At 35.5% G+C, this 21956-nt stretch carries 22 protein-coding genes; 9 read left to right on the forward strand and 13 right to left on the reverse strand.

Translation table 11 applies throughout. The features are described 5' to 3' along the window. The first annotated feature begins 36 nt into the window (after window positions 1-36). Both FJR09_RS21685 and FJR09_RS21690 read left to right on the forward strand, forming a co-directional pair. Entirely contained in the window at window positions 37-252 is a 216-nt protein-coding gene (locus FJR09_RS21685) for a hypothetical protein (RefSeq protein ID WP_015080711.1), read from the forward strand. Next, window positions 243-590 (forward strand): type II toxin-antitoxin system PemK/MazF family toxin, encoded by a 348-nt coding sequence (locus FJR09_RS21690; protein ID WP_168652146.1) that lies wholly within the window; start codon window positions 243-245, stop codon window positions 588-590. Before FJR09_RS21685 ends, FJR09_RS21690 begins: the two co-directional genes overlap by 10 nt. Before the next feature lie 33 nt (window positions 591-623). Here the strand turns inward: FJR09_RS21690 and FJR09_RS21695 are convergent, their stop codons facing one another. Continuing rightward, window positions 624-914: a hypothetical protein gene (locus FJR09_RS21695; protein WP_168653265.1), complete on the reverse strand. Its 291-nt coding sequence runs from the start codon at window positions 912-914 to the stop codon at window positions 624-626. A gap of 197 nt (window positions 915-1111) precedes the next feature. Between FJR09_RS21695 and FJR09_RS25585 the strand changes: the two genes are divergently transcribed. Next, the gene (locus FJR09_RS25585; protein WP_254433181.1) at window positions 1112-3160 is read left to right on the forward strand and encodes a protein kinase; all 2049 of its coding nucleotides are present in this window, start codon (window positions 1112-1114) and stop codon (window positions 3158-3160) included. Window positions 3161-3372: 212 nt separating this feature from the next. Here the strand turns inward: FJR09_RS25585 and FJR09_RS21705 are convergent, their stop codons facing one another. Genes FJR09_RS21705 through FJR09_RS21715 form a run of 3 tightly spaced genes read right to left on the reverse strand, consistent with a single transcriptional unit; the run spans window position 3373 to window position 4313 of the window. Beyond that, entirely contained in the window at window positions 3373-3807 is a 435-nt protein-coding gene (locus tag FJR09_RS21705; RefSeq protein ID WP_168653266.1) for a type II toxin-antitoxin system VapC family toxin, read from the reverse strand. After that, on the reverse strand, window positions 3804-4025 hold the full coding sequence (locus FJR09_RS21710) for a hypothetical protein (RefSeq protein ID WP_096668552.1): 222 nt from the start codon (window positions 4023-4025) through the stop codon (window positions 3804-3806). The genes FJR09_RS21705 and FJR09_RS21710 overlap by 4 nt, the downstream gene beginning before the upstream one ends. 39 nt (window positions 4026-4064) lie before the next feature. After that, window positions 4065-4313 carry a DUF5615 family PIN-like protein gene (locus FJR09_RS21715; RefSeq protein WP_096668550.1) on the reverse strand — a complete coding sequence of 83 codons (249 nt, stop codon included), beginning with the start codon at window positions 4311-4313 and terminating at the stop codon, window positions 4065-4067. A gap of 337 nt (window positions 4314-4650) precedes the next feature. Between FJR09_RS21715 and FJR09_RS21720 the strand changes: the two genes are divergently transcribed. The 3 genes from FJR09_RS21720 to FJR09_RS21730 all read left to right on the forward strand — a co-directional run bounded on the left by FJR09_RS21720 (window position 4651) and on the right by FJR09_RS21730 (window position 5996). Further along, window positions 4651-5073: a DUF29 family protein gene (locus tag FJR09_RS21720; protein ID WP_168653267.1), complete on the forward strand. Its 423-nt coding sequence runs from the start codon at window positions 4651-4653 to the stop codon at window positions 5071-5073. Window positions 5074-5154: 81 nt separating this feature from the next. After that, window positions 5155-5739 (forward strand): Uma2 family endonuclease, encoded by a 585-nt coding sequence (locus FJR09_RS21725; protein ID WP_168652149.1) that lies wholly within the window; start codon window positions 5155-5157, stop codon window positions 5737-5739. Between the two features lie 47 nt (window positions 5740-5786). Then, window positions 5787-5996 (forward strand): hypothetical protein, encoded by a 210-nt coding sequence (locus FJR09_RS21730; RefSeq protein WP_168653262.1) that lies wholly within the window; start codon window positions 5787-5789, stop codon window positions 5994-5996. 333 nt (window positions 5997-6329) lie between these two features. On the opposite strand, the gene FJR09_RS21735 is transcribed toward FJR09_RS21730, so the two are convergent. Further along, window positions 6330-8405 (reverse strand): SPFH domain-containing protein, encoded by a 2076-nt coding sequence (locus FJR09_RS21735; RefSeq protein ID WP_168652150.1) that lies wholly within the window; start codon window positions 8403-8405, stop codon window positions 6330-6332. 205 nt (window positions 8406-8610) lie between these two features. Between FJR09_RS21735 and FJR09_RS21740 the strand changes: the two genes are divergently transcribed. Next, entirely contained in the window at window positions 8611-12378 is a 3768-nt protein-coding gene (locus FJR09_RS21740) for an Eco57I restriction-modification methylase domain-containing protein (protein WP_168653268.1), read from the forward strand. 130 nt (window positions 12379-12508) lie between these two features. On the opposite strand, the gene atpC is transcribed toward FJR09_RS21740, so the two are convergent. The 4 genes from atpC to FJR09_RS21760 form a co-directional block, all read right to left on the reverse strand. Further along, on the reverse strand, window positions 12509-12922 hold the full coding sequence (atpC, locus tag FJR09_RS21745) for an ATP synthase F1 subunit epsilon (protein WP_168632891.1): 414 nt from the start codon (window positions 12920-12922) through the stop codon (window positions 12509-12511). Window positions 12923-13022: 100 nt separating this feature from the next. Next, window positions 13023-14471 carry a F0F1 ATP synthase subunit beta gene (gene atpD, locus FJR09_RS21750; RefSeq protein ID WP_015080725.1) on the reverse strand — a complete coding sequence of 483 codons (1449 nt, stop codon included), beginning with the start codon at window positions 14469-14471 and terminating at the stop codon, window positions 13023-13025. Window positions 14472-14785: 314 nt separating this feature from the next. Then, complete coding sequence (locus FJR09_RS21755) at window positions 14786-15040, reverse strand: TIGR03643 family protein (protein ID WP_015080726.1); 255 nt, start codon at window positions 15038-15040, stop codon at window positions 14786-14788. Window positions 15041-15110: 70 nt separating this feature from the next. Beyond that, on the reverse strand, window positions 15111-15380 hold the full coding sequence (locus FJR09_RS21760; RefSeq protein ID WP_168654183.1) for a hypothetical protein: 270 nt from the start codon (window positions 15378-15380) through the stop codon (window positions 15111-15113). An 80-nt stretch (window positions 15381-15460) separates the two neighbouring features. Between FJR09_RS21760 and FJR09_RS21765 the strand changes: the two genes are divergently transcribed. After that, window positions 15461-16276 (forward strand): SirB1 family protein, encoded by an 816-nt coding sequence (locus tag FJR09_RS21765; RefSeq protein ID WP_168653269.1) that lies wholly within the window; start codon window positions 15461-15463, stop codon window positions 16274-16276. A 48-nt stretch (window positions 16277-16324) separates the two neighbouring features. Then, on the forward strand, window positions 16325-16780 hold the full coding sequence (locus FJR09_RS21770) for a DUF29 domain-containing protein (RefSeq protein WP_015080729.1): 456 nt from the start codon (window positions 16325-16327) through the stop codon (window positions 16778-16780). A 42-nt stretch (window positions 16781-16822) separates the two neighbouring features. On the opposite strand, the gene FJR09_RS21775 is transcribed toward FJR09_RS21770, so the two are convergent. The 4 genes from FJR09_RS21775 to FJR09_RS21790 all read right to left on the reverse strand — a co-directional run bounded on the left by FJR09_RS21775 (window position 16823) and on the right by FJR09_RS21790 (window position 21870). Continuing rightward, window positions 16823-18262 (reverse strand): GTP-binding protein, encoded by a 1440-nt coding sequence (locus FJR09_RS21775; RefSeq protein ID WP_041458071.1) that lies wholly within the window; start codon window positions 18260-18262, stop codon window positions 16823-16825. A gap of 74 nt (window positions 18263-18336) precedes the next feature. Next, entirely contained in the window at window positions 18337-19101 is a 765-nt protein-coding gene (locus FJR09_RS21780) for an ABC transporter ATP-binding protein (protein WP_015080731.1), read from the reverse strand. 60 nt (window positions 19102-19161) lie between these two features. Next, window positions 19162-20379, reverse strand: a complete 1218-nt coding sequence (locus FJR09_RS21785; RefSeq protein WP_015080732.1) for an ABC transporter permease — start codon at window positions 20377-20379, stop codon at window positions 19162-19164. Window positions 20380-20388: 9 nt separating this feature from the next. Continuing rightward, a complete protein-coding gene (locus FJR09_RS21790; RefSeq protein WP_015080733.1) occupies window positions 20389-21870 on the reverse strand; it encodes an efflux RND transporter periplasmic adaptor subunit in 1482 nt (493 codons plus the stop codon). Window positions 21871-21956 lie beyond the last annotated feature (86 nt).

Below are 21956 nucleotides of genomic sequence, written 5' to 3' on the forward strand. Positions count from 1 at the left end.
TCTACTAGCATTAGGAAGTTAGCCAAAGGTAAAATTATGGAAACCCAAGAATTAAAAGCCTTGATTAAGGAGATAGTTCAAGAAGTATTACAACAAGAAAAACTAACGCTTTATCATACCTTGTTACCATATATAAATAATACAGAAAATCAAGAATGGAATCAATTTTCTCTTGAACAAGCTATGAGAGGTTTAGAAAATGATCATCTCCCCGAATACACAGAAGCGGACATTATAGAAAAATGGCAATAGTTGGTCAAATTGTTTTATTCAAATTTCCCCAAACGAATCTGGCAATTGGAAAGTTACGCCCAGCACTTCTAATTAAGCCATTAATCAACAATTATGATGATTGGCTAGTTTGTATGATTTCCACTAAAACAGGGCAAGAATTGACTGGAATTGACGAAATTATTACACCCAATGATCAGGATTTTAAACAAACAGGCTTAAAATCAGAAAGTGTTTTTCGAGTCTCACGGTTAGCAGTTGTATCAGAAAAGATATTATTGGGAAAAATTGGTGAAATTTCCACAGAAAGATTAGAGCGAATTAAAATAAATCTGGCAAACTGGATTTTAAGTAATTGAGTTTAGGCAGTATTTATTATGTTACATAATAACTTATAAATAAGATTCATAAGCAGCTATTTCTGCATCTAATTCACGGCGATTTTTAGCCATTTCTTCTAAAAATTCATCAAAAAGCGGATCGTCTTTGAAAATACCATCAAACTGAACAAAAGGATTAGATTTTTCAATATCTTCTGGCAGAATGTGTATGTTTTGAACAATCTCAGTTTGTTCTATTTTGTGATCAAGATTAATCTGATTAATTTTTTCATCAACAATTCTATTAATCAAGGATTCTAAATCCTGTAAAGTCAGTTCGGTAATAGCCTGATTATTTAGCATTTATGATTTACCTCCAGTGGTAATATCAGGTTTGTTTTAACTACAGTTTATATAATATCAAAATTGTCTGTTAACTAAACTGGTTTAATTCTAGCATACTTGCTTACTGGGGAAAAAATCAGTCAATTGTCAATTTAAGTATATTTCGTGTATATTAGTAGATATTTAATCATAAACGTATCTACTACTACACAACCATGAATCAGATATGTTGTCTCAACCCGGAATGTAATAATCCCTCAGTTCCCGAACAAACTCCCTCAGTTCCCGAACAAACTCAATTATGTCCTAACTGCAACGTTGCTATAGTCATATTGAAAAACCGCTATCGTCCGATTAAATCATTAGGTAGTGGCGGATTTGGCAAAACCTATTTAGCGGAAGATGTTGACAAATTAAACGAAAAGTGTGTCATCAAACAATTTGCACCTCAAATCCAAGGAACAGCAGGACGAAAAAAAGCCACAGAATTATTTTTACAAGAAGCGCTACAATTACTAAAACTCGGCAAACATTCACAAATTCCCACTCTGTTAGCTTATTTTGAAGAAAATAGCTGTCTGTATTTAGTACAAGAATTCATTGACGGTGAAAATTTATTACAAGAATTAGAAAAACAGGGAATATTCTCAGAATCAAAAATCCGCGCCTTATTACAAGATTTATTATCCATCCTGAAAGTAGTTCACCAAGATGGTGTAATTCATCGAGATATTAAACCAGAAAATATTATGCGTCGTCGTAGTGATGGCAAATTAATATTAATTGATTTTGGGGCATCAAAACAACTCCAAGGAACAGTTAAAACAGGAACATCAATTGGTACTTTTGGTTATGCACCTTTAGAACAAATGCGGGATGGGAAAGTATATCCAGCTAGTGATTTATATAGTTTGGGTGCGACTTGTTTTCATTTACTAACAGGAGTTCATCCTTGGAATCTTTGGAAAAAACAAGGATACGGTTGGGTGAAAACTTGGCGACTACATTTAAAACAACCTGTTAGTAAAGAATTAGATGATATTTTAGATAAGTTATTAGAAGAGGAATATCAACAGCGTTATCAATCGGCTCAAGCAGTTTTACAAGATTTAAAAAATTCACAATTAACAACTAAAACAGCTTATCAGTCTTCAAGCAAATCTTCTCAAATACCATCTCAGCAACGAAAGCCACCGTTACAAACATCACCTATTCAAACTACCCCAAAGCAAAATTCAATTATTCCAAAGCGGCGTATTTCTCAGCCAAATAAATCACTTGGGATAATCATGTGGAGTTCAATAGGAGTTTTCGTGCTGGGAATAGTTTTTTTAGGAACTCAATCGGCTCATATTCCTATTATTTGTAAATCACTAGATAACTGTGCTGTTGATGAAAAGTTTAGTTCGCAATATCAACAAGCAAAAGATATGGCTGTTACTGCTCAAAATTTGTTTGAAAGTGCCAAGAATGTGGAAGATTTACAAGCATCTCAACAACAGTTACAAGATGCGATCGCTCAATTAAAAACTATACCAACATCTGCTAAGATATACAATACTGCCCAAAATGAACTTTCAGATTATCAAAGTCAATTAACCAAAATACAGAGTCGTTTAGATAAAGAAAATCAAGCTCTTGACTCCATCAACGAAGCCAAACAACAAGCTCAAGATGCAGAGGAACAGATGGGAAAGGCTCAAACGGTTAGTGAATATGAAGCAGTTAAGGAGAAATGGGATAACGTACTGGCGATTTTAAATGATATCCCATCTGATGTTTTTATTTCAGTTACTAATCTGAAAAACAGTTATGAGTCAAAAAAGAAAGAAGTAGTTGCTATAATTGAAGATTTGAAAAAGCCAACACCATCACCTGAACCAACACCTACATCAACTCCTACACCTGATCCCACTCCAAGTCCAACAAATTACCCTACATCAACTCCTACGATTGAAGCAACTAATAAATCTCGTCGTGAATATGTATGTAAGCGTCTTAGTTCTTATCAAGGAGTTAAACTTGAGCCTAGTATATCGGGTTCTAAAACTCGTGAGTGGAATTGTTTTGTACCGATTTCATCAGGAAGATGTGTAGCAAGAGGAGGAGGAAATGTCTATGAAGGTATTGGCGAAACTGTCGGACCAACAGGATTGGTGAGTTGTGACGGAGATAGTATTACTATCGAAGATCCAGGAACAGGGGAGAAATATTATCAATTTAATGCGGTTATGGGATCTGTTAGATTCGTTTTGGAAAAGTAAGTTAGTAGGGTGCGTCAGTATGAGTAATTTATCGGTGTGGTTGGGGTTTATAGCGCTGACGCACTCCAAGTTGAGATAAAAGTGCTGATTTTCTCATTCAACTTTCTAATTCAAGCATAATTGTAGAATATAAAAATAGTCTCATGTCTCTTGATATTAAGTAAATATTTCCATCCTCAAGGAATTGCAGAACTTTGTGCGATCGCTCATACTTAAATCCAATCTTTGATCAGTTGAATATTTTGTATTTTTGGATAAATAGCATTGTACAATTTTGCATCAGCAGTGATAAATTTACAGTTTTCTCTAATGCTTAAAGCTAGGTAAAGGCTATCGTAGACAGTTCTTTGATAATTCACGGCAAACTGATAGGCATCTTTTAATAATTCATCAGCAGGAAATATTTTTAACTGTATTTGCTGAAATAAATCAAGTATCATCTCAGCTTCGTGATTAGTTAAACCTTGAAATCGCTGTATTTTCCAAACAATATTACCAATTTCTGCATAAATTAAGTCTGGTGCAATCAAGGTAATTTGTTGTGCTTGATAAGCATCAAGAATTTTATTTGCTTCTAATGAATAATCTTGAGCAATAAACCATTTAATGGCTACACTGCTATCAATGACAATTTTATCTGTGATCATCTGTCTCTATCTTCTCGCAATAATTCTGTCAAATCAGAAAATTCACCATATTTTTGCTTTAAGCTTTCTTGAAAAATATGTATGTTTTTAACAAGTTCAGACTGTTCTATTTTGTTATGTTTAGCGAGACTTATTTGATTAATTTTTTCATCAACAATTCTATTAATTAAGGATTCTAAATCCTGTAAACTCATTCCGGTAATAGACTGGTTTAGCATTTTGATCTACCTCCAGTAGTAATCTCAGTTTCTTTTAAGCTATAGTTTAACTAAACTGAGCTTTATTATAGTATACATTCGTATTAGGAAAAATTCATAAAACTTTTGGTATGTCACCAATAACCGTTCAGATACTTCCAGATAACGCAGCAGTTCTGGATCTAGTGTTCCTAGTGGGGGAGCATCTGGATCACCCACACGAACTATATCTATTGCTGGGTTAAGACGCAAAACAGCAAACTTTAGCTTTGGTGACAAGTTTTCATCGAGCAAGAAACGGATTTTCATACAAGATTTAACCGCTCCTGTTCTCGTTGCGCTTTGATTGCTCTCAAACGCTGTATCATTGGAGAGGGATTAGCAGCAGCCTCTTGAAGTCCTTTGATTTTATCTTACTTGACAAAGGCTTCTTCGTGGGAGCTTAATTTCTGAATTTTATGTGTTGTGATTGTGCTTGCTGCGGATACGGAAGCGAACTGATAAGTCAGAGCTTGCGATATCGCCCATACTCTAGCAGAAATTGGTAAAATTTGGACAACAACCGTTATCCTTAGTGGTGTATCTGTCGTTGATAGCGTTATCAGCGCTATGCTAGAAATAGCAAACTTCAAGGAGAGAGCAAATCATGGAAGAATTACTAGAACTCAGAGAATTAGTGGTTTCTGGCAACCTAGAAGCGGCTCTATCTTTAATTGATGAATTAGAAGAAATGAGTAAAGAAGATAAAATCAATAAAATTTATAGTTATTGTGTAGTGCTTTTAGTCCATTTAATTAAACAACAAGCAGAAAAAAGGACAACTCATGCTTGGGATGTTTCCATTCGCAATGCTATTGATGCAATTGAGCGGATCAACAACCGCAGAAAAGCTGGAGGATATTACATGAACAAAAAAGAAATAGAAGAAATTTTACCAGGAGCTTATAATCGAGCTTTAGATAATGCTTCTTTAGAAGCTTTTGGCGGAATTTATGATGAATTAACCTTGAGAAATATGGTAGATCAAGAATTAATTATTAAACAGGCATTAAATTTTATTTTTAATTAAATAAAGCGCGAAGTTGATTAATGAAAAAATTCTTTTCCTATTAACTATCTACAATTAATAAACCAAATTAAGGAAAACAATATGCAAGTACAAACTCGCAAACATATTTACACCCCTGAAGAATATTTAGAATTAGAAGAAAAAGCACTTTATAAAAGCGAATATCGCAATGGAGAAATTATACCTATGACTGGTGGCACGACAAATCATAATCAAATCGCGCTTAATTTTGCATCATCTTTATTATATGTTATTAGAGGAAAAAAATATCGTGTTTTTATTGGAGATGTGCGTTTATGGATTCCTGAATATAGAGAATATACTTATCCTGATGTGATTGTAACTGATGGAAAACCTATTTATGCAGGTAAAAATAATACTACTGTGACTAATCCTTTGTTAATTGTTGAGGTTTTATCCAAGTCTACAAAAAATTATGATCAAGGGGATAAATTTACTTTTTATCGTTCTATTCCCCAATTTAAAGAATATGTTTTAGTAGAACAAAATCAATATCAAGTGATGCACTATAGCAAAACTAATGAGGGAGAATGGATTTTTAGAGAATATAAATGTGAAAATGATATTGTTAAATTGCAATATCTTGATTTTGAAATTAGTTTAGTAGACATTTATCAAGATGTTAATTTTGACGATAAAGAATAATATCAAGTTCGGATAATTACTTACGATATACAGCAATTTCTGGTGTTATGAGGTACATATTCAGCGGGCAAGATGCCCGCACTACAAGAGCGAAATCTGCTGTAAAAGGTCAAATTATGGAAACCCAAGAATTAAAAGCCTTGATTAAGGAGATAGTTCAAGAAGTATTGCAACAAGAAAAACTAACGCTTTATAATACCTTGTTACCATATATAAATAATATAGAAAATCAAGAATGGAATCAATTTTCTCTTTAACAGGCCATGAGAGGTTTAGAAAATGATCATCTCCCTGAATACACAGAAGCGGATATCATAGAAAAATGGCAATAGTTGGTCAAATTATTTTATTCAAATTTGTTAGATTGCTGATATTTTCAATATGGTTATTGCTCAATTTTCCAAATCGCTTGGATAATATACGCACCAATAAATTTGTTGCTTGTCGAATTTCACTAACTATTAAATCGGCGGTTAGAAACCGCGTCTACACAGGAAAAACCCACGCAGGTGGGTTTCAAACCTTTGATTTTTATTTAGTCCGCGCCGGCGGACTTTATTTGTGTAGCCGCGACTTCTAGTCGCCAAAGCTTAACTATTTTGATTAGTTGATTCAGCTTTAGGAACTATGGGATTAGGAAGAGGTGGAGGTGTAGGGATTTTCGATTCTGGATGGGTTTTGCTATTAGTTTGATTCCAAAGAATCATAGACAACAAACCATCTGCTAAACCATTATTACTACCATTATTACCACCAACAATGATATCGGGAATAATGCGGACATGATGATCACCGACAATTTCCATCAACTGCATAGCTGTGTAACCTTGTAAACCCACTGCTTGTACACCTGTCCGGTAGGTTTCTGCTTTGGCGTTACCTGTGGCTCGGATACCTTCTGCTCCAGCTATGGCTTTGAGTTTAATAGCTTCAGCTTCACCTGTTGCTTGCTGAATTTGGGCGTTAGCTTGCAACTCGGCAATTGTCACACCTTGTTCCGATTTTACCAAATCTTGCTGAATATCTGCGATCGCTGTTTCCCTGACCAACATTTGCCGTTGGGTTTGTGCCATTTGCTGAACTTCGTAAGTTTTGCGTTGTTCCTCAGCAATTTTCCGGTCTGTCAGCGTGTGCATTAATTCATTCGGTGGGGTAATCAAACCAATCAACGAATCCACTGCTTGCACATCATAAGCACGTAAGGCAGATTTAACGTATTCAGAGGCTTCTACTTGGCGCTCGCTTCTGGCAATCAAGAAATCCAGGATAGTATATTCTTGAGCCGAGTTGCGGAAATAATTCCCCACAATGGGACGCAAAACCTGATCAATGACATTTTGCATCGAACCCAAGCGGGAAATCACTTTCGGAGCATCTGACGCACCAATGTGGATAATTTGGAATATCTCCAAATCAAAGCTAAAACCATCAAATGACAGAAGTTTCAGTGCCTTTAGATTTGTATCATACCCATGCTGACCACTAATTCTATCAGTAAAGTTTAAGACAATATTCGTTGTCGGCACTAGTTCAACTTTCATCACTTTAGTGTTGAGCGGGTGCTTCCCAGGATATAAAGGCTCAACCCAAACACCCTTATGTCCTTGATTGACCAAATTTCCGTGAGTGAAAGATGCCCCGCTCACATCTTCCTGTTCTTCACCGACAAAAGAAATCACCACACCTACATAACCGATAGGAATTTCCGTCATTGGTACTTGTTCAATATTGACCAACCAAGGATTCAGATTCCACGAACCCGACAATAATACCTGTTCTTGTAAACCCCGTTGTCCCCCAGCGTCAATAAACTTTTGACCATTCTGAAAATTATTATGTCCAGTAATAGCACGCCCAGCAATTTCACCGGCAGCAATTGGTGAACCATCCAAAGTAGTCACAATCCCAACTTTTTCTGCGGCTATTTCATAGATTTGTAACTGTTCTGGACGCATACCCTCTAGACTGGCATTTCCGGCTGTAATCACTTTAAACAGCGCTGTATTGATGCGGTAACTACCTGCGGTGATAAAAGCAATTTGCCGTCCTTTCTCCCCACCTTTGGTCAAGAATTTGCGAGCATCTTGGAAATTATCACATTCGACAATTTTGCCCAAAATCCGTTCTGGAGGGTTAGAAGCGCCATCTGCGGCGACAATCAGAGCGATTTGACCTTGGGGGACAACAATTACTGATTCTTTTTTAACTGCATATTGCCAAGGCCAATAACCCCAGTGCCAACCAGGGGCGAGGGTGTCCGCTTGTAAGCCCGCTTCACCATTCAAAGCGATTAATCTACCAGGAGGTAGTCCTTTACCGGAAAGGGTGAATTTTTTGACAACAATACCAACTTCCCGTTCACCGATAACTACCAGTCCACCAAAGAAGAAACAACCACCAATAATGATCACAGGAATAATGATTAAAGGTTCAATCCCCATGGCTTGATAGGGGATTTGGCCAGTTACAGACTGAGTAACTGATTGTTGGGTTTGGGTAGAGGGGATTGAGACAGAAGTTAATTCTTTGGCTGTCAGTGTTTTTATGGGAGTGGCATTAACAGCATTAACACCACCGGCTAAGGCTAAGGCTGCAATTGCAGATGTAGCCAAGCTGACAAATTTATTTTGCTTACTTTTATCAAGAGAAAATGGAAAGCTTTTCATATATCTGCCTCTTTGGGCGATTAATCATCTAAGGTATCACTTCATCAGGATGGAATGATTTTTCTGAAACTTAATGTAATTTTTTACCAGACTTCCGATTTTTTTAAAGTTTAAATTTTGTTAACAAATATTACAATATATTTCTTAATTTTAATTCGATGCTACAATGGGATGCCGAATATTAACAATAAAATTATAATTTTTGATGATTAACAATAAAATTAAACCTAGACAAGCATTAAGCAAAGCATTTCTGAGAATTAAACCAATTAGAAATGAGTTTGAGATATTTAAAAGGAATCTGATTACACTACTTAATCAAATTGATGAAAACGAAAGAGAGGAATTTCATAAGAATATTCTGACTGATTTTTTGAAAAATACCTATTACGGTGCTGATTATTTGATAAATATTAAAGCAAGTAATGACTTGGTGATTTATAATGGCAAAGATACTAAAAGCAATGTTGGTGTGATTTTAGAAGCTAAAAAGGTAAATAATAATGAAATGCTCAAGGTTGATAATTTAAATACTAAAGCATTACAACAATTAGTTTTATACTTTTTACGAGAACGGATTACAAATAAAAATTCAGAAATTAAATATTTAATTGCTACTAATATTTATGAATGGTTCATTTTTGATGCAACACTTTTTGAGAATTTGTTTGTTCAGAATAAACAATTAGTCAAGCAATTTACTGATTTTGAAGAAAAACGTCTATCTAATTCTCGCACAGACTTTTTTTATAAAGAAATTGCTCAACCTGCAATAGATAAAATTCAAAATGAACTAATTTTTACACATTTTGATATTAAAGATTATCAACAGTATTTAATTAATCAAAATCCTGAAAATGATCAAAAACTGATTCCTTTATTTAAGCTGTTTTCACCACAACATTTATTAAAGTTACCTACTATTAATGATAGCAATAGTTTAAATAGAAACTTTTATAGTGAATTACTACACATTCTGGGTTTAACGGAAATTAAAGAAGGTAGTAAAAAATTAATTCAGCGTAAACCAATTAATGAAAGGGAACAGGGTTCATTAATTGAAAATACTATCACTCGGTTGCAAGAATTACACAAGATTGATAGATTATCAAATTCCGAACAATTTGGAGAAAATACCGAAGAGAAACTTTTTAATGTTAGTTTAGAATTAGTTATTACTTGGATTAATCGCATTCTCTTTTTGAAACTTTTAGAATCCCAACTAATTAACTATCGTCAAGGTAATAAATCTTTTGCATTTCTCAATACAGCAAAAATTCAAGATTTTGGTAATCTCAATCGGTTATTTTTTGGTGTTTTATCTCATAAACCAGATGAAAGAGACGAACATATAAAAAATATTGTTGCTAATATTCCTTATTTGAATAGTTCTTTATTTGAAGTATCAGAAATTGAACATAAAACCATAGTTATTAGTAATTTAATCAATGATGAAAAACTTTCTATTTTCAATAAAACAGTTCTTAAAGATAATGGTAATATACGGACAGGAAAATTAAAAGCACTAGAATATATTTTTGCATTTCTTGATGCTTACGATTTTAGCAGTGAAGGTGCAGAAGAAATCCAAGAAGAAAATAAAACTTTAATTAATGCTTCTGTTTTAGGTTTGATTTTTGAGAAAATTAACGGTTATAAAGATGGTTCTTTCTTTACTCCTGGTTTTATTACTATGTATATGTGTCGGGAAACTATTCGCAGAGCAGTTTTACAGAAGTTCAAAGAAATTAAAGGTTGGAACTGTGAAAATATTGACGAATTATATGATAGAATTACAGATAAAAAAGAAGCTAATCAGATTATTAATAGTTTAAAAATTTGTGATCCAGCAGTAGGTTCTGGACATTTTTTAGTTTCAGCTTTAAATGAAATTATTACTATTAAAAGTGATTTGAAAGTTTTACTTGATAGACAGGGAAAAACTTTAAGAGATTATGATATAAAAATTGAAAATGATGAGTTAATTATTACAGATGATGACGGACAATTTTTCACATATAATCCTAACAACTCAGAAAGTAGACGCATACAAGAAACAATTTTTCATGAAAAACAGACAATTATTGAAAATTGTTTATTTGGTGTAGATATAAATCCCAATTCAGTAAAAATTTGTCGGTTACGTTTGTGGATTGAGCTTTTAAAGAATGCTTATTATAAAGTCTCACCCCTACCAGGAGAGGGGAATATAGGAGAATTGGAAACTTTACCAAATATTGATATTAATATTAAAATTGGAAATTCTTTAATCAGTCGTTTTCCTTTAAATTGGAATTTACGGACAATTTTGAAAAAAAGTGATTGGAATATCGAAAGTTATCGAAATGCTATAAAAACCTATCTCCACCCTGATAACAAAGATCAAAAACAGGAAATGGAGAGGTTAATTAATGATATTAAGGGTAATATACGTACAGAAATTAGTAGCAATGATCCGAATATAGAAAAGCGAAATCAAAAAATTGCAGAACTTCGTCATTTACGAGATCAAAAGTCATTATTTGCAGAAGGTAAAGCAGAAGCAAAAAGTCGTCAAAAAAAGCAGGAAGAGTTAGAACAGCAAATTAATGAACTTAATGCTGAAATTGAAGAGAAAAAAAGTGGTAAATTGTATCAAAATGCTTTTGAATGGCGGTTTGAATTTCCTGAAGTTTTGAATGATGAAGGTGATTTTATCGGTTTTGATGTAATGATTGGTAATCCTCCTTATATTTCACTATCTAAAATTAAAGAAAAATCTCAAACTGCTTATTTTGAAAATAATTATCAAACTTATACAAAGGGTTCAGATATTTATTGCTTATTTTACGAAAAAGGAAGTTGTTTGTTAAGAAAATCAGGATTTTTAACTTACATTACTTCCAATTCTTGGTTAAAAACTATTTATGGTGATTCGCTGAAAAAATATTTAATTGAAAATCTGCAACCTCAGACTTTATTAAATATTGAAGATATGCAAATTTTTGAGGAAGCTACTGTAGAATCAAATATTATCATCTTGAAAAAAGATAAAGTTAATGAATTTTTTGATGTTGCTAGTCTCAATAATAATTATCTTGTCGGTTCTTCATTAGATGAGTATTTCGATAAAAATTGTTTTCAATTTATAATACCTAATACATCAGAATGGATTATAGGTAATAAAGAAACTGTAAGTTTGAAACAAAAAATAGAGCAATCTTCTAAGCTTTTAAAAGAATTTGATATTAATATTAATAGAGGTTTACTTACTGGACTAAATGCAGCTTTTATTATCAATGAGGAAACTAAAAATCAATTAATTGCTGAAAGTTCTAATTCTGCTGAAATAATTCAGCCAATTTTAAGAGGTAGAGACTTAAAAAAATATAGTTATGAATTTTCTGGATTTTATCTAATTAATACACATAATGGAGTGGCAAAAAATAACATCGAGAGAATAAAAGTTAAAGAAAATTATCCATCTATTTATAATTATTTAATTTCTTTTCTTCCTCAAATTGAACAAAGACAAGATCAGGGTAAAGATTGGACAAATTTAAGAAACTGTGCTTATTTAGATGATTTTGAAAAACCTAAAATTGTTTGGGGTGAAATTTCTGATCAACCTAAATTTGCGTTTGATGATTCTAATTATTATGTTGAAGCTACTGCTTTTTTAATGACTGGTGAAAAACTTAAATATTTGTTAGCAATTTTAAATTCAAAACTATCAGAATGGTATTTTAACCAGATTTCAACTACCACAGGAATGGGTACAAATAGATGGAAAAAGTATAAAATTGAAATGTTACCCATTAAAGAACCTACGGAAACTGAAGAATTGTTATTAGAAAAAATAGTTAATCAAATTCTCACCGCTAAAAAATCAGATTCAAAAGCAGATACAACCGCATTAGAAACAGAAATAGATCAGTTAGTTTATCAACTTTACGAATTAACCGCAGAAGAGATAAAAATTATAGAAGAATAAATACCACAAATCCCAGCTCCCCGACTTCTTTAAGAAGTAGGGGAGCTAAAAGATAAAGCTATTTAAAATACCAATAAAATAAGGGTAGGCAATTTGCCCACCCTCATTAGTTTTTGATGCAGTATACGATTTATACCGAACCGCCGGCAGCTTGAAAACGAGCGCGAGCGCGTTTAAATGCTTTTGTTGCCTGGATTTGTGCTTGACGATCTTCTGGTTTGACTTGATTTAGGCTAGTCTGTGCTGCATTAAAAGCAGTACGGGCTTCTTCAAGTTGAATTTTATCTCCACGTTCAGCACCGTTGACTAAAATTGTGACTTCATTTTCATCAACTTCAGCAAAACCACCTAAAAGAGCGATCGCTTGCCAAGGGGCATTTTTAGAAGCACGAACACGCATGACACCTATATCCAAAGCTGTCAACATTGGAGCGTGTCCACTCAAGATACCTAATTGACCAGTAGTGCTAGGTAAAACTACTTCATCAGCTTCAGCATCCCAAACGGTTTTGTCTGGAGAAATTACACGAACGGTCAGAGTCATAATTCTTAATTGGTGATTGGTGATTGGTGATTGGTAATTGGTAATTGGTAATTGGGAGAAATTTCTTACCCATCACCCATTACCCATTACCCATTACCCATTAGCCTTTCAGCTTTTCAGCTTTAGCTTTAGCTTCAGTGATATCGCCTACCAAGTAGAAAGCTTGCTCAGGTAAAGCATCTAATTCACCAGAAAGAATTTGTTGGAATCCTTTAATGGTGTCTTCCAACTTCACATACTTACCAGGAGAACCAGTAAATACTTCAGCTACGAAGAAAGGCTGAGACAAGAACCGCTCAACTTTCCGCGCCCGTGCCACAATCAAACGATCTTCTTCAGACAATTCATCTAAACCCAAAATGGCGATGATGTCTTGAAGTTCTTTGTAACGTTGCAGGGTGGATTGTACAGCCCGTGCAGTATCGTAGTGATCACTACCAACAATGTTGGGTTGCAACATGGTGGAAGTAGAACCCAAAGGATCAACCGCAGGATAGATACCTTTAGAAGCCAAACCACGAGACAATACTGTTGTACCGTCTAAGTGAGCAAATGTGGTTGCAGGTGCGGGGTCGGTCAAGTCATCGGCAGGTACATATACAGCTTGAATAGAAGTAATAGAACCTTCGGTGGTGGAAGTAATCCGTTCTTGCAAAGCACCCACGTCAGTACCCAGAGTAGGCTGATATCCTACCGCAGAAGGCATCCGACCCAATAGCGCGGATACTTCAGAACCAGCTTGTACGAACCGGAAGATGTTATCAACAAATAGCAATACGTCTTGCTTGTTGACATCACGGAAGTACTCAGCCATTGTCAAACCAGACAAACCAACCCGCATTCTTGCTCCGGGTGGCTCGTTCATTTGACCATAAACTAGAGCAATTTTGGATTCGTTGAGGTTATCTTTATTGATAACTCCAGATTCCATCATTTCGTTGTAGAGGTCATTTCCTTCCCGTGTGCGTTCACCCACACCCGCAAATACAGACACACCACCGTGTTGGGTAGCGATGTTGTTGATCAATTCCATCATGATCACGGTTTTACCAACACCAGCCCCGCCGAACAGACCGATTTTACCACCGCGTTTGTAGGGAGTGAGCAAGTCAACAACTTTAATCCCAGTTTCAAACACAGAAGGTTTGGTTTCTAAATCTGTGAATTTAGGAGCGTCACGGTGAATAGGTAGATATGCTTCGGCGTTTACGGGACCTTGCTGATCTACAGGTTCGCCTAAAACATTGAAAATCCGTCCCAAGGTGGCTTTACCAACGGGTACTGTAATCGGAGCGCCAGTATCAACTACTTCTAACCCACGAACTAAACCGTCGGTGGTACTCATAGCCACCGCCCGTACTTGGTTGTCGCCTAGAAGTTGCTGTACTTCAACGGTTAAGCTGATGTTTTGTCCAGCTTCATTTGTGCCTGTGATGGTTAAAGCGTTGTAGATTTGGGGTAATTTACCGCCGGGGAACTTAACGTCTACAACCGGACCAATTACTTGGGTAATGTAACCTATGTTTGTTTTTTCTGCGGTGGTGACCATGCTGCGCCTAAATGATTGAAGCTAGTTTTCACAAGTGGGTCGTTTAAGACCCCAGATCAAGCGATATCATCTTTTAGGTTAGCACTTAACGACTCCACCTTCGCCTTAAATTCATTATTAAGACCAGATCCTTGATTTTTTAAAAGCAGTTGGAAATTTCTGGTATCGGATGCAAAAACGCTATCTAGAACTCAATCCTGCTTACAAACGTTTGCAGGTGATGATGAAAGCTTTGTCAGGTAGCTTGTCGTAGCGACAGTTGATGTCCTAATATCCAAATTCCCATCATAGATAATTTTCAATTTTATGTGAATTTATGTTTTCTGATTTTGGGATTTAAATCTACCGGCAATAAATTCTCTCTTTTCTAAATGTTTAGTTTGGCGTTTGGTAACTCTTTCTCTCCACATTCGGAAACTAGATAATTTCATTTCTCTTCTCATGAGAGCAATTACCTGTTTTTCTAAGAGTCCAAATTGTTTTTCTATCACATCAAATGGTGTCCGATCTTCCCAAGCCATTTCGATAATACGATCTATGCTTTCAGCATCTAAGTCAGGTAATTTCATGTTTTGAGAATTTGAATAAAAATGCCATAATTATCAATCTGTTTTAATCATACTATCATAATTCTTTTTTTTATTGTTTTTTATTGGAGGTAGAACCTCTAAGATAACATTCCCAGTCTGGAGACTGGGAACGAGAAAGATAACATTCCCAGTCTGGAGACTGGGAACGAGAAAGATAACATTCCCAGTCTGGAGACTGGGAACGAGAAACGAGAAAGATAACATTCCCAGTCTGGAGACTGGGAACGAGAAAGATAACATTCCCAGTCTGGAGACTGGGAACGAGAAAACGAGAAACGAGGAATTGGGAAAGAGAGAATAGATCCAGACCATGTTCCATAAAACGCCTGAATACTCTAAAATAAGAGCAGGTACAAAAAACTCTGTACTTTCCCTCCAGTCGCTTCATCCTTATTGCTTATGAATTTCTCGTTAGCACGACAGTATTTTTACCAGGAGATTCAACAACCTGACGAGGATATCAATCTCGCAAAGGCAGCTTTATATATTGCCCAGGAAGAATATCCAGATATTGATCCTGAAGAATATTTAAATGCTCTTGATACAATGGCAATGGAGTTAGAGGAACGTTTGCCTTCTTCTCGCTATCCCCTGCGGATTATTCAAAGTATTAATCAATATTTATACGAAGAATTGGGTTTTTATGGTAATAAAATTGATTATTATGACCCGCGCAATAGTTTTTTAAATGATGTCATTGAACGGAAAATGGGAATTCCCATTACTTTGGCATTAGTTTATATAGAGGTGGCAAAACGGATTGATTTTCCCATGGTAGGGGTAGGAATGCCGGGACATTTCCTGATTCGTCCAGATGTGGAAGATATAGGCATTTTTGTGGATGCTTTTAATGGTGGAGAGGTGATGTTTGCCCAAGACTGTCAAGAAAGGCTTTCACAAATTTATCAACAAGAGGTAATGCTAAAACCTGAATTTTTAGCAGTTGTGAGTAATCGGCAATTTTTAGCTAGAATGTTGACTAATTTAAAATATATTTATCTTCAGCAGCAGGATTTAGAAAGAAGTTTGGCAATAGTAGAACGAGTTTTAATGTTATTTCCAGAAGCAAGTTTTGAATTAAGAGATAGGGGTTTGTTGTATTATCAACTGGGGCAGTTTTCTCAAGCTATGGAAGATTTACAAATTTATTTAATTAAAGTTCCTGATGCTAAAGATGCCGATGTTATTCGTCAATTACTTGCTAAGTTAAATTAGTTAGTTGTATAATCTTATCAAGAGTCTATCGAGTGAGGAGAAGTTGTTATGCTGACCATTGATACTAATAAAACATTATATGAGCAAGATTTTTATCTGTGGATACAAACTACACTTGCAATCTTGAGAGAAAGAAAATTAGAACAATTAGATATTGAGAATTTAATTGAAGAAATCGATAGTATGGGAAGGAGTGAAAAGAAAGAACTAAAAACTCGTCTAGTTGTTTTAATTGAACACTTATTAAAACTACAATATTGGACCCAAGAAAAAGATTATAATGCTAGGGGCTGGCGTAATACTGTTGTTGAACAAAGACGACAAATAGCCTATACTCTAGCAGATAGTCCTAGTTTAAAAGGTATTTTAAATGATGTATTTCTAGATTGTTATACAGATGCTAGAAATGATACAATAAATAAATATCAACTTCCTTCAACTTTATTCCCTGAACAGCCATCTTTTTCTTTAATTCAGCTTCTCAATGCAGATTTTATGCCCTAAGTCCAGAGTATAGATGAAGATGGTATGTTACTAAAAATTTAATCAGATTTCAGATTTTTTTCTGCGTCTAACTTTAATCAGTAATTCATCCTTAATTCGGTTTAAAATAGAAGTTTCATTTAAAGTTGATAAAATTTGACTAACTACTGCTTTTGGTCCATCTGGTCCCCAGGTTGCACCATTGGCTAAATAGGCTTTGGTAACTTGGCCAATACTGTATGAAGAGACACCAGCTACTCCTGCTTGAGTTATGGCTATGGATAAATAGGGTCCAATTGTCATTCCTGCTGTTGCTGTTGTCGAGACACCAAGGAGGGTTTTTAAACCACTTAAACCCAAATTTGCTAATAGTTCACTAGCACCGATACCACCCATACTCAGGGCGATTTTTTGGAGTAATTTCACAGCACCGGTTTCGGTCATGGGGATACCGTAAAGTTTGGATAAACCTAAGATTAAGGAGATATCTATAATTACGGCACTTAATATATCAACTACTGTAACAGGATTGAGAGCGATCGCTAATGCTTTTGTGATGACTGCTTTCCAAATTAACTGATTAGCATTTTCTTCCCTAATTATTAGTTTACGCTGTACCAACTGCTGATTGACATTATCAGCATAAAGCATCGTATTCAAAGCCACTAAAGCCTTCCCTTCATGGTGGAGAATTTCCAATATTTTCAATTTTAATTCATCAACTTGGGATTTACCTTTTTGCAATTTTACACTCCTAGAACCATCAGGATTTTGTTCGGCAATTTTGACCAATGGTGAAGCTGCGGACATGACTATTTCTGCGGGTGAAAGTAATTCCCGCACTCTATCATCTCGAATTTTTTCGTAAATTGTGATTCTGTCAGTTTCGGGATATTGATCAACTTTATTAAAGACTAAAATTATCGGTTTACCGACTTCTCGCAATTGCGATAAAGCTATTTGTTCAATCTTGGTCATGTCTCCAGAAATAACAAAGAGAATTAAATCGGCTTGTTTAGCAATTTGTTCAGCTAAAGCTGCGCGAGTTTCACCGTCTACTTCATCTAATCCAGGAGTATCAATTAATTCGACTTGGGATTGGCCATTGCTGGGTAATGTGGCTTTTAAAGTTCCTAAAGCTTCTTCACTAATACTCCAATTTACTGTTTGTGCATCACGAGTAACACCATGTAAGGGACCAGTAATAAAGACTTCTTGACCAACCAAAGCATTAAGAAGGGAAGATTTACCCCGTCCTACCATCCCAAAAGCTGCAATTTGTACTACCATGCTTTCCAGTTTATCTAGCATGATTTCTAAATCATTAATTTCTGCTTCTAAACCTGATTTTTCCGCAGCAGAAAGATCCAGATTATTAACTAAGTTTTTGAGTGCGGTTTTGGCTTGTTTATAGTTAAGTTCGGCTTGAATATCATCAAAGGTAAAAATGACGTTATCTAGTTCTTTTTCCCAATTGGGGATGGATTCGGGTATAGTATTCATTAGGATTAGGGAACAGCGAATAGGGAATAGGAAGTAATTACATTTTTAATTTTTAATTCTTAATTTTTAATTCCCTAAGATATGACAACTTGATGTAATTCATGGGGAGTAAGATGAGAATGAACAACTTCACCATCACGAAACCAAACAATCCGCTTAGTTTGACGCGCAACTTCTGATTCATGGGTGACAATAACAACGGTGATACCACTGCTATTAAGTTCATTAAACAGGTCTAATACTTCCTGGGTGGTGTGAGAATCAAGTGCGCCGGTGGGTTCATCTGCGAGGAGAACGACGGGATTGTTGACAATGGCGCGGGCAATTGCTACTCTTTGTTGTTGTCCTCCTGATAATTGGGTAGGTTTGTTATTGAGGCGTTTTTCTAAACCGACTTTGATTAATGCAGATGTCGCGCGATCTTTTCTTTCCCCAGGTTTAACGCCAGCATACACCATTGGTAACATGACATTTTCTAGAGCCGTTAATTGATTTAATAAATGGAATTGTTGAAAGACAAAACCTAGTTTTTTATTACGAATATGCGCCAATTCAGTATCACTAATTTGGGCGACATTCAAATTATCTAAATAATAATTTCCGTCACTGGGACGATCCAAACAACCGATAATATTCATGGCTGTGGATTTACCCGAACCAGAAGGCCCCATGATCGAACAGTATTCACCTACTTCTATGACTAAATTTACATTATTCAGTGCTTTAACTTCTATTTCTCCAATTCCATAAACTTTGAAAATATTTTCCAGCCGAATAATTCCTGATGGCGGTGCAGATTGGGGAATACTTGTATCAGTTATCGTAAAAGTATTATCCACGGAAATTTATCCTCATGTCAAAGTATAATTGTAGCGAATGTCCATTAATTTTAAATTTTTTTACGCCGTTCTCAGTGCTACCATTGGGTCAAGTTGAGCGGCACGACGGGCAGGAACTACACCAAAAAATAAACCAATCCCACCAGAAACACTAGCAGCTAATAAAACTGCACTTGGTGAAATTGCCGCCTGTAATGGGGTAAGGATACCCACTAAAATAATACTACCACCGCCTAAAGCAATACCGATTACACCACCAGCTACTGATAATATCACGGCTTCAATCATGAATTGCAAAAGAATATCTTCTTGAGTTGCACCAATAGCTTTACGCAGTCCAATTTCTTGAGTACGTTCGGTGACAGAAACTAGCATAATATTCATAATCCCAATCCCACCCACAAATAAGGAAATACTAGCAACTGCAGCTAACATTAGTGTCAAGCCGCTGGTAATTGTATTGGTAATTTCCAAGATATTTTTTTGGCTTTGAATAGTAAAATCATCTTCACGGACAATTTTGTGCCGACGACGGAGTAAATTTGTCATTTGAAATTCTGCTGCTGAGATGCTATTTTCATCTTGAGCAGATACAGAAATTAAAGAAACATTAATACCAAAAGGGGATGTTCTCCCCACTAACCGACTAAACATAGTGTTGATAGGAATAAAAACTGTATCATCACTGTTACTGCCAAAGGAAGAACCTTTAGCTACTGTTAAGCCAATCACCTGAAAAGTAGTATTTTGAATGCGGATTTTTTGACCAACAGGATTTTGATTATCAAAGAGTTTGTTGGCTAAATCTGGAGCTAATACTGCTACTCTCTTATTACGTTTAATATCGAAGTCATTAAAAAACCTGCCTTCTTTAATTTCCACATTACGAACTGTTATATAATTAGGAGTAGTGCCAATAACTGTACTAGTTGTATTTCTATTTCTATAAGTAATTGTAGTTCTGTTATTAATTTCTGGAGCAACTTCTTTAACTGCACGGACTTGTTTAGCGATCGCTTTAGCATCTTGTAAAACTAAAGTTCTGGGCATTGTTGTCACCCTTCCCCGACTACCTGGACTCCCAGGGATAATAAATAAGGTATTCGGTCCTAATGATGCAAATTGCTTAGTTGCCAGTGTTTGTGCGCCTTCTCCAATGCCAATCATGGCAATAACGGAAGCATTGCCAATAATAATTCCCAACATAGTTAAACTACTTCGCAACTTATTAGCTAATAAGGTAGTAGTTGCCATTTTTACACTTTCTAAAATGTCCATAATTTGTGCTTATTTTTTATTTTCTTTTCCCTGTTCTATTTTCTCTTTTTCCTTCGTTTTAGGCAGATCAATAAATACCCGATCTCCGGCTTTAAGACCATCTAAAACCTGAATTTGGTTATCAATATTCGCGCCAATTGTCACAAGACGAAATTGAGGTTTATTTTTTTCACCTAATAACCAAACTCCAGTTTTTCCCTTTTGGGTAACAATTAATTCCTGGGGTATTAACAGCGCATCTTTGATATTATTGCCAAGAAATGTGACTTCACTGACATTCATCCCTGAACGCAGTTTTTCAGCCCCCGTTTTAATCGCCACGCGCACCTGAAATGATGTGACATTTTGATCAACTACCGCTTCGGGAGCAATCAAACGTACCTGTCCCTGAAAAACTTCTTCAGGATAGGCATCAATGGTAATTTCCACTTTTTGTTGCTGTTTAATTTGGGATATATCTACTTCAGGAACATTTGCTAAAACTTCTAAACCTTTTGCCAAAGCTACTATAGAAGTTGAAGTGGCAGAAGCATTACTAGAAGCGGAAATTGCTGGACTAACATAACCTCCCACCGTCGCATATCTCTGAGTGACAATTCCCGAAAAAGGAGCGCGAATAATGGTATCTTCTAATTGAACTTGTTGTTGTTTTAACTGAGCTTCCGCACTAGCTACTGCTGCTTTTAATCTAGCAATTTCTTGGGGACGATTACCATTTTCTAATTTTCGTAATCCTTCCTTTTCCTGATTAACAATTGCTGCTTGCTTTTGAATATCTTGGTTGCGGTTGCCCACTTTCAGTAAAGATAATCGGCGTTGTGCTTCTTCTAAATTAGCCTTGGCCTTACTATTTTCACTGACATATTGTTCTAAACTATCTTGGGAAATAGCCCCATCTTTAGCTAAATCTTGATAACGTTTAACTCTGGATTGGGTAAGTGCTACAGAAGCTTTTGCCGAGTCAACTTGAGCCTGTGCTTGTTGAATTTCTTGTAACCGATTACCATCTCGAATAATCGCTAATTGTGCCTGTGCTTGGTCTACACGGGCTTTTGCTTGGGCAATTTCTTCGGGACGACTGCCGGCTTCGCTTTCTGCTAATTGTGCCTTTGCTTGTGCTAAATTAGCTTGGTACTGGAGAATTCGCATTTTAATTTCCGAATTATCCATGCGAGCAATTATTTGTCCTTGCTTGACAGTATCTCCCTGTTCCACATTTAAATCTGCCAAAAGTCCTGGACTTTTAGGACTAATATTTACACTTTGAACTGGTTGAACTTTCCCACTAGCAGTAATGCGGACAGTTACGCTTTTTGCCTCTACAGGAACAGTTAATTTAGTCACATCTAGCGGTTTATTTTTTTGCTGGATGGTTTGAATAGTGGCTGTTGTTCCCACAATTAAAACACCACTAGCTATTAAACCCATTAACCAACGGAATGGATATTTAACTTTTTTGCCAATAAAGGGAATTTCTATGTAAAAAATCATGATCAAAAAAGGTTAGGAATAGAAGTTAGCAAGAATATTCTATAGTTGAGAATCTATGATAATCATTTGATTTATCTAATTCATCA

The organism is Dolichospermum sp. UHCC 0406 (assembly GCF_009712025.1).
Classification (GTDB): Bacteria; Cyanobacteriota; Cyanobacteriia; order Cyanobacteriales; family Nostocaceae; genus Dolichospermum; species Dolichospermum lemmermannii.